The 242-nt window shown below is 36.4% G+C and carries 1 protein-coding gene; it reads left to right on the forward strand.

Annotation, left to right across the window (positions count from 1 at the left end; translation table 11 throughout):
* Positions 1–29: 29 nt before the first annotated feature.
* Positions 30–242: UxaA family hydrolase (locus V7147_RS19180; protein WP_335369434.1), on the forward strand; the 213-nt coding region annotated here is incomplete at its 3' end.

Raw genomic sequence — 242 nt, forward strand, 5'->3', positions numbered from 1 at the left:
GGCGCATTTGATTAGAGGAGGAATAAGGCATGTCCCAAAGTTTTTCAGCGGTATTAATGAATGAGAATGATAATGTTGCGACTGTTTTAGCTGATTTAGAGGCAGACTCATTAGTTACTGCCTCGCATGGTGACAGAAAGTTGAATGTAAAACTCTTACAATCGATTCCCTTTGGACATAAATTTGCGGTTGATTTAATTAAACAGGGTGAAAAGATTTATAAATATGGTGAAATCATTGGT

Source organism: Bacillus sp. JJ1521, assembly GCF_036965165.1.
In the GTDB taxonomy this organism is placed as follows: domain Bacteria; phylum Bacillota; class Bacilli; order Bacillales; family Bacillaceae_L; genus Ferdinandcohnia.